This is a genomic window from Parvibaculum sp., assembly GCF_049672805.1.
Lineage (GTDB): Bacteria > Pseudomonadota > Alphaproteobacteria > Parvibaculales > Parvibaculaceae > Parvibaculum.
Genome location: NZ_JBATWS010000139.1, coordinates 1 through 8,448 on the forward strand (window position 1 = coordinate 1; position 8,448 = coordinate 8,448).

An 8,448-nucleotide genomic window follows, 5' to 3' on the forward strand; every position below is an offset into this window, starting at 1 on the left:
CTCGTTCACACGCGGGAACCATGTCGGCAAAAGAGACTTCAGTGCCGAGAGCGGCGCGCCCTGCGGAAACCAGACACCATTGCCGAACTCATGGGCATTTTCTTCCGCTGCCTGAATGCAGGAGCGCGCAAACTCGCCATAGCTCCAAAGCTCTCCAAGCATCTGAACGGAAGGCGGCTGCATGCCCCCAACAGCTTCCGTCATGCGTGTCGCAATTCCCCATGCAAATTCAAGCTTGGTTTGCGCCCGGATCATGGTCTGTTGCATGACATTGGGGAACCAGCCCGTGGACATGACCTGATTGTAAACCGCCGTATTGCAATTGATGTGGATACGGTCATAGGGCACTTCTACATCGTCGAAGATCACGAAGGCATCCTGCTCATCGAAGCGTGAGGAGAGCGGGTGATCCTGAACATTGAGCGAGCCGGAGCAACTGTCCCGGCAGATGAACTTCAGGCCCGGCGTATCCATCGGAATGCAGAACGCGAGGGCATAGTCATCCGCATCAGGCCGCACGGGATGCGCCGGATAAACAGCCAGTTCGTCTGCAAAAGGCGCGAGTGTCGCCAGCACACGGGCACCACGCACGATGATGCCATGTTCCGTTTCATCGACCTTGTGCAGCGGCACTTCATTGGGCGCCCCGACAAAATCCCCGCCCGCCTTGTCGATTGTCGGATGGATAATCGTATGCGTCAGCGAAATGTCGTTGCGGCGCAGATACTTCTGGTAATTGACAAGGTTCTCCGCCCCTTGCTCATTGCCATTCGCACCCCATTCATCGGCACGCCCGGCAAACCCCGCATAGGTCACGTTCATATAGTCCGGTGAACGCCCCATCACGCCGACAGTGTATTCGGCATGGCGCTGCAACGCCTTATGGCGCCGAAGAAGATCTTCCTTCGATCGCGGGATCATGTGGCTCACATTGATCGGCTCACCCGTTTCAGGGTCCGGCATCAGGCAGTCATCGGCATACTGATGCTGCAGATCAAAAAGACCGGCGAGACCGCGCGCCGCTCCTGCAAAGGCCGGGTGATCGACAATATCCGTGACCTTTTCGGAGCCGAGCCAGATTTCTCTCTTTCCCCTCAGCCCCTTCAGAAACTCTTCTCCCGTCCGTGCAGCCATCTGGCAGTTCCTCCTGTTGCAAGCCCGGCCGCTTCCTCAAATACGGCCGTTTATGATTCTTTTCATTTATGACTACAGTCATTTTTAAATTTACTGTCAAGAAAAACCGCGCGGCGGGAGGCAAACGGAGTGATTGACAATGCCCTCTCATCCGCCAAGTTGTTGGCAAATCAGAATTTCTTGCGTTTATCGAAGATGAGGTTCGGCGTGGGTGAAGAGGTGATAAGACGGTCTACGAAGGGAAAGGCAGGCAAAGCTCCTCCCCTTGGCCGGCGTGAACGCAACAAGCAGGAGAAACTTGACCGCATTCTCAATGCGGCGCGGGACCTTTTCGCCGCGAAAGGCTTTGCGGAAACCACGACCCAGGAAATCGCTGACCGCGCCGATATCGGTACGGGGACCCTCTTCCTCTATGCCAAAAGCAAGGAAGACCTGCTCATCCTCGTCTTCAAGGACGAGATGATCCAGACATCGCAGGCAGCGATCCAGAAGGTTTCACCCGATACCCCGCTTATCGACCAGCTCATGCAGGTTTTCGGGGCGATGATTGCCTATCACAACCGCGACCTGCCGCTGGCACGCGCGCTCATTCGTGAAATCACCATCCTGTCATATGCGGAGCGCGGCAAGGATGTGCAGGCCTTGATGCGCATCATCTATCGCGGCATCAGCAACATCGTTCTCGATGCTGCAAGGCGAAAGGAGATCAGGTCCGACATTGATCTCACCCTTTTCGGGGAAATCTTCTTCGGCATCTACTATCTGGGCCTTATCGGCTGGCTCAATGGCCACACGTCAAAGCAGGCCTTTGTGAAAGGGCTGCGCATGAAACTTTCTCTCGTGATCGAAGGATTGCGAACAGGCAAACCCGCCGGGAAGAAGCGCCTGAAAGCAGCGGACGGCGAAAAAGCCTGATCGAGCACCCCCTTTTATTGACTTTCATCATTTATGATGACACTCATTTTACTTCCGGCGGCGGAGAACCGGAGTTATGAGGGGGGATCACGATGACGACATCACTCAAGCAGCGCTGGGCAAAGGGCGAAGTCACCCTCGGTGCCTGGTGCATGATCCCTGAAGCTCTGACGGCAGAAGCACTCGGTCGCGCGGGCTTCGACTGGGTGCTCGTTGACATGCAGCATGGCTGCATGGATTACGAGACGGCCCTCAACATGATCCGCGCCATTGACCTGACCCCCGCCCTGCCCGTCCTGCGTGTGCCGTGGAACGATCCCGGCATCATTGGCCGCGCGCTTGATGCGGGCGCGCTTGGCGTTGTCATCCCCATGATTCAGACCGCGGAGGACGCTAAGCGTGCTGTCGAAGCGTGCCTCTATCCCCCCAAGGGCCGCCGCAGTTTCGGCCCTGTCCGCGTGGGCATGCGCGACGGGACGGGATATTTCATGGAAGCGAATGATCGCGTCGCCGTTGTGCCAATGATCGAAACGCCCGAGGCACTTGCGAATGTCGAAGAGATTGCCGCGGTGCCGGGCGTGGACGCCCTGTTTGTCGGCCCCTTCGATCTTTCGATCGCACTCGGCCTGCCGCCGGGTGACAATGACGGCAAGCCCGCCTTTGATGAAGCGATTGCGAGAGTTTCGGCTGCTGCCCGCGCCAACAATATAGCAACTGCCGTTCTGTCGAACGCGAAGGTAGCGCCCCTTCGCATAGAGCAGGGCTTTCAGATGGTTTCTACCACAACCGACATCAACGCCCTTTCCATGGCCGCCCGTGCCGATCTGGAGGCGGTGAAAGCTGCTGGAAAGAAAGAGAACTGACATGCTCGACCAAGCCACGCGCGACCGGATTGTTGATGCGTTCTTCGACACCTATGAGACCAGAAAGCCCCTGCCGCTTCCCTCAAAGACGTGGCCCGGCATCGAGGTGGAGGATGCCTACCGCATCCAGCAGGCTTTCATCGCCCGCAAGGTGGCGGCCGGCTCGAAGGTCAAGGGCTACAAGGTTGGCCTTACCTCAAAGGCGATGCAGGAATTTTCCGGCACGACAGAACCGGACTTCAGTGCCATCACCGATAATTTCTTCGTGCCCGAAGCAACACCCATTCCGATGTCGCGCTTCTTCGCGCCCATGATCGAAATGGAAATTGCCTTCGTGATGAAAGAGCCGCTCAGAGGCCCCGGCGTACTGCCTGTCGATGTAATTCGCGCGACGGACTTTGTTCTCCCCGCCATCGAAATCGTTGACTTCCGCGTCGAACGCGGACCGGGCCTCAGCGTGATCGACAACATAGCCGATCTCGCCTTCTGCGGCGCTGTCGTGCTCGGCGCCAATCCGCGCCGTCTCGACCAGATCGACATTCGCCGCGTGAATGGCGCCATCTACAAGAATGGCGTGAAGGAACTCGAAGGTGAGGCCTCCGCCGTCCTCGGCAACCCTGTGACGGCTGTTGCATGGCTCGCAAACAAGCTCGGAGAATTCGGCACGTCCTTCGAACCAGGCGACACGATCCTCACAGGCTCCTTCGTGCGCGTCCTGCCCGTCGAACCGGGCGACGAATTCACCTGCCGCTTCGATCAGGGGCTTGGCGAGGTTTCCACGAGCTTTGTGTAGCAACTTTACCGATTTAGCGAAGAAGACACGCCTGCTTTATTGCGGATTCAGAATTCACTTCGTGCGGGGGCATGTTCAAAGTGCCTCAGATCCAAGCTGAAGTGACTCAAGTGTTGGAGTTTCAGGATTCCCCGGACACTCCGCCGCGTGGCTCCGACATTAGACCGCGAATCAGAGCGTAGCAGCCAAGCAGGAGGACAATCGCGAAAGGTAGACCGGTTGATACTGCTGCTGCTTGCAACGCTGCAAGACCGCCACCGAGTAGCAGTGCAATCGCAACCAGACCCTCGAAGACGGCCCAGAAGATCCGCTGCGCCATCGGTGCATCGATTTTTCCACCTGCGGTGATGGTGTCGATCACCAGCGAGCCGGAGTCTGACGAGGTGCAGAAAAATACCACCACCAGAACGATGCCGACGAAGGAAGTCATCGCTGTCAGTGGCAGATGCGACAGCATGGCGAAGAGCTTGAGCTCCAGCGCCGAGTCGGTGATGTCGGTGAAGCCCTCACCGATCACGCTGATAGCAGTGCCACCGAAGCTTGTCATCCAGACCACCGATACGAGTGACGGAATGAGCAAAACGGCAATCATAAACTCGCGCACGGTCCGGCCGCGGCTCACACGGGCGATGAACATACCGACAAAGGGTGACCATGATATCCACCAAGCCCAGTAGAAAGCAGTCCAACCCTGTCTAAAATTATCATCTTCTCGCCCGAATGGGTTCGCGAGGGCGGGCAGATGTTCGACATAGGCGCCTAGGTTCAGGAAGAATGCCGTGATGATAGTCAGCGTCGGGCCGGTAAGGATCACGAAGAGCAACAGGAGTGCCGCCAGCACCATGTTGATCTCCGACAACCGTCGTACGCCAGCGTCTAGCCCCGCTATAACCGAAAGTGTAGCGATTGCGGTGATGCCGATGATCAGCAGCACCCTCGATGTATCGGTATCCGGTATGCCGAACAGGAAGTTCAGTCCCGCGTTCGCCTGCTGCGCGCCGAGCCCGAGCGACGTGGCCAGTCCGAACAGGGTCGCGAAAACCGCGAGGATGTCGATGATATGCCCCGGCCATCCCCAAACACGCTCGCCGAAGACGGGGTAGAAAATCGACCTCATCGTCAGTGGAAGACCTTTGTTGTAAGCGAAGATCGCCAGTGCCAGCGCAACGATGCCGTAGATCGACCAGGGGTGAAGCCCCCAGTGGAAGATCGTTGCCGCCATGGCAAGGCGCCGCGCCGCCTCGCTGTCGCCCGCCGCCCCGTCAAGCGGTGCCCAGTCCGTGCGGGCGCCACCTTCTCCAACAATTCCTCCGAAGGCGGCATCATAGTGACCAATCGGCTCAGCCACTCCGTAGAACATGAGTCCGATGCCCATGCCGGCGGCAAAAAGCATTGCCAACCAAGAAGAAAAGCTAAAATCCGGAGTTGCATCGCGTCCGCCAATACGAATTGCCCCCCACGGAAGAACGATGACAGCCAAGCACACCAGAACGAAGGTGTTGCCCGCGATCAGAAAGAACCAGTCGAGATTGGCCGTCAACCAATCGCGGAGACCAGTGAAGAATGCTTTCGCCTCGTTCTGTAACGCCAGTGTGAGAATGACGAAGGCGACGATTACCAGCCCGGAGATTGCAAAGACCGGGTTGTGAACGTCGAAGGAAAGCACTCCCATCCTTCGCTGGACATTATCTTGACCGATCTCATAGTCGGTTTCGATGATTTCGGTAGGTCCCTCGGGATCAGGAATCCCCGTCGATTCAGCGTCGGTCATAAGCTTCCTCCACTATCGTTAAAGTCGGCTACCACCGTCCGATTACGTGCCTCCGCGCATATTGCAATCATGAATACACCAAAACGCGCTGCTATGTGGTTGTCATTCACGTGACGAAAGCAACAGCGCGCGATCGAGCTGCGTGTGCTTGTCAGCGCGCGCATATCGCCGGAAGCATGGGACCTCCGACGTGCGGTGCGCGAAAAGCTTGTCGCGTGGATGTGCGATAGTCATCCGGCTTTGCTGCGTTGTGAAAAGCATGCCGCAATCGCAGGGACGTGATGTGCCAGGCAGCCTGATTGCAAAAGCTGGCTGAGAAAGTTCAGTTCGGCGGTTGCGACATGAGTGCTCCTTTGTTAGCGTGCTTTCGCTGAGTGGGCTTCCATAATCCGCATATGAATGCGGTGTCCTTCAGTCGTGTCTCGCAGCTTTGCTGCCGCGTTTCGTGTAGGCGAAACATCATGGGACGCGGCCCGCTTATCGTGCGTCTGCGCGTTTTATTTTCTGCGGGCTTCAGAAATCGATCTCATGGGTTTCCGGTGGCAAATATGCCGGGACCCTTTGTGTCTGACGGCGGCCTTTGAATGCGCCTGCACGCGCCGCGATCCTTGATGGGGGACTTCAATATGAAATCGTTGATGAAACGGGAACAGGAATTCGGGGATGATCCCCTCGCCATACGCGAAACGGACCACTACCAGCAGGAGTATGTGGAGTCATTTGTAGAGAAATGGGACGATCTGATCGACTGGGAAGGCCGCGCTGAGAGCGAGGGGCAATTCTTCATCGACATTTTGAAGAAACGCGGCAAACACAAGATTCTCGACGTGGCGACCGGCACGGGATTCAATTCCGTGCAGCTTCTCAAAGCGGGTTTTGATGTAACGAGTGTTGATGGCAGCGCGGAAATGCTTTCAAAGGCATTTGCCAATGCGCGCGATCACAACTTTGTCCTGCAGACGGTTCATGCGGACTGGCGCTGGCTCAACAAGGATGTGCACGGAAAATATGATGCCATCATCTGTCTCGGAAATTCATTCACGCATCTTTTCGATGAGCGTGACCGGCGCCGGGCGCTTGCGGAATTTTATGCGGCACTGAAGCATGACGGCATCTTGATCCTTGATCAGCGCAACTATGACGCCATTCTGGATCTGGGGTTCAAGTCGAAGCACAAATATTACTATTGCGGCGATAAGGTTTCGGCGGAGCCGGAATATGTGGACGAAACGCTTGCGCGATTTCGCTACACATTTTCCGATGGCGCCATCTACCACCTCAACATGTTTCCGTTACGCAAGAATTACACGCGAAAATTGATGCATGAGATCGGCTTTCAGAAGGTCGAAACCTATGGCGACTTCGAGGAGAGCTACAAAGACGAAGACGTCGACTTCTTCATTCACGTCGCGGAGAAAACCTATCATGAAAACGACTAGGTCGCGTGCGGTCGTACAGGCCGAAGCATACTATGACAGTCCGGATGCAGACTCCTTCTACTTCACGATCTGGGGTGGGGAGGACATCCATATCGGTATGTACAAGGACGATTCCGAGGCCATAGTCGATGCGAGTCATCGCAACGATGAAACGCTTGCTTCGATGTTGAAGGATATGACGGCGGGTTCTGTCGTACTTGATATCGGCTCAGGCTATGGCGGTGCGGCGCGTCATGTTGCTCAACGTTTCGGCTGCAAAGTCATCTGCGTGAATATCAGCGAGAAGCAGAACCAGCTTAACCGGGAGTTGAATGCCAAAGCAGGGCTTGATGGACAGATCACGGTTCTGCATGGTGATTTTGAAAATATTCCGGTAGAGGCAGACGCCGTTGATGTAGTGTGGTCGCAAGATGCGATCCTTCATAGCGGTAACCGCCCCCGCGTGCTGGACGAAGTGCGCCGCGTGCTGAAACCCGATGGTCAGTTCATTTTCACAGACCCGATGCAGGCAGATGACTGCCCCGATGGTGTGCTCCAGCCGATCCTTGATCGAATACATCTCGAAACACTCAGCAGCTTCGGCTTTTACGATCGTGCGCTTAGGGAGCGCGGGTTCGAGAAAATCGAAGTTATCGATATGACGCATCAGCTTCGCCGCCACTATTGGCGTGTGGGCGAGGAGTTGAAAGCGAATTATGAGCGACTGACGAGAGACGCAAGCGCGGATTATCTCGACAACATGCTCACTGGGTTGGAACGCTGGGTAGAAGGTGCCGACAAAGGTTGGCTCGCCTGGGGCGTGATGCACTACCGGCTCGCAAAGTAAGCTCACCATTCGGCAGTTACGCCAAAAAGGACGTCTTCAGAGCTGGGCATTACATGGTATCGGTGAGCGGCGGGCCGACAGCGCCGGTGGCGCCTTATGCGACCTTCGGCATCGAGGAGCGTGCGGTGTTGGTCTGCGAGACGCTGTCAGGGCAGTATGGCACTCATGGCCAATCACGGACAGATAGCGGTGGCGCCGAACATTCAATAGGCGCGGGTGATTGCCCAGGCGTTGGTGGGCCCGGCAGGACTCGAACCTGCGACCAAACCGTTATGAGCGGTCCGCTCTAACCAACTGAGCTACAGGCCCCCAACTTCACGGACAGGCGAAAAGCGCCCGCTCCCCGCCATATAGCAGGAGATGAGCGGCCTGTCACAGCCCGGATTCGCGTTTCTTCCCGCCCCAATTTTGCCCGGTTCCGGCCCGAAGCTTGCAGCAATCCATTCAGACGTGGTTCAGCGCGGAAGGTTCATAAGCGCTGAGAAAAGCCGACCTGCTCTGCCACAAAGGATATAGAGAAATGCCGCAGACCCTTTCCCGTCCGTCCTTTTCCTTTCACGCTTTTGCCCTTCCGGCGCTCGCACTCGCAGCCGGACTGATGCTCGCCCCTGCAGCCCACGCTTCGGATGATGCCCCGCGCACCATCACCATCACAGGCGAAGGCGAAGTCACCGCCGTTCCGGACATCGCCTATATCGACACCGGCG

General features: G+C 56.7%; 7 protein-coding genes, 1 tRNA gene and 1 pseudogene. 6 read left to right on the top strand and 3 right to left on the bottom strand.

Features of this window, described 5'->3' with window-relative positions; translation table 11 throughout:
• A partial coding sequence (locus WBF74_RS04460) for a 4-hydroxyphenylacetate 3-hydroxylase N-terminal domain-containing protein (protein ID WP_424435784.1) occupies positions 1–1,134 on the bottom strand: 1,134 nt, incomplete at its 3' end.
• Positions 1,135–1,353: 219 nt separating this feature from the next.
• On the opposite strand from WBF74_RS04460, the gene WBF74_RS04465 reads away from it, so the two are divergent.
• The 3 genes from WBF74_RS04465 (at position 1,354) to WBF74_RS04475 (ending at position 3,705) form a co-directional block, all read left to right on the top strand.
• A complete protein-coding gene (locus tag WBF74_RS04465) occupies positions 1,354–2,049 on the top strand; it encodes a TetR/AcrR family transcriptional regulator (protein ID WP_424435787.1) in 696 nt (231 codons plus the stop codon).
• A gap of 92 nt (positions 2,050–2,141) precedes the next feature.
• A complete protein-coding gene (locus WBF74_RS04470; protein WP_424435790.1) occupies positions 2,142–2,912 on the top strand; it encodes an HpcH/HpaI aldolase family protein in 771 nt (256 codons plus the stop codon).
• A gap of 1 nt (position 2,913) precedes the next feature.
• Positions 2,914–3,705, top strand: a complete 792-nt coding sequence (locus tag WBF74_RS04475) for a 2-keto-4-pentenoate hydratase (RefSeq protein WP_424435793.1) — start codon at positions 2,914–2,916, stop codon at positions 3,703–3,705.
• Positions 3,706–3,826: 121 nt separating this feature from the next.
• Here the strand turns inward: WBF74_RS04475 and WBF74_RS04480 are convergent, their stop codons facing one another.
• Positions 3,827–5,476 carry a BCCT family transporter gene (locus WBF74_RS04480; protein WP_424435796.1) on the bottom strand — a complete coding sequence of 550 codons (1,650 nt, stop codon included), beginning with the start codon at positions 5,474–5,476 and terminating at the stop codon, positions 3,827–3,829.
• Positions 5,477–6,114: 638 nt separating this feature from the next.
• On the opposite strand from WBF74_RS04480, the gene WBF74_RS04485 reads away from it, so the two are divergent.
• Entirely contained in the window at positions 6,115–6,915 is an 801-nt protein-coding gene (locus tag WBF74_RS04485) for a class I SAM-dependent methyltransferase (protein WP_424435799.1), read from the top strand.
• Positions 6,902–7,741: an SAM-dependent methyltransferase gene (locus tag WBF74_RS04490; RefSeq protein ID WP_424435802.1), complete on the top strand. Its 840-nt coding sequence runs from the start codon at positions 6,902–6,904 to the stop codon at positions 7,739–7,741. The genes WBF74_RS04485 and WBF74_RS04490 overlap by 14 nt, the downstream gene beginning before the upstream one ends.
• Before the next feature lie 232 nt (positions 7,742–7,973).
• Here WBF74_RS04490 and WBF74_RS04495 read toward each other — a convergent pair.
• Positions 7,974–8,050: transfer RNA gene (locus WBF74_RS04495), tRNA-Ile, on the bottom strand.
• 211 nt (positions 8,051–8,261) lie between these two features.
• Between WBF74_RS04495 and WBF74_RS04500 the strand changes: the two are divergent.
• Positions 8,262–8,448: pseudogene (locus WBF74_RS04500) on the top strand (hypothetical protein); the annotation flags it as partial.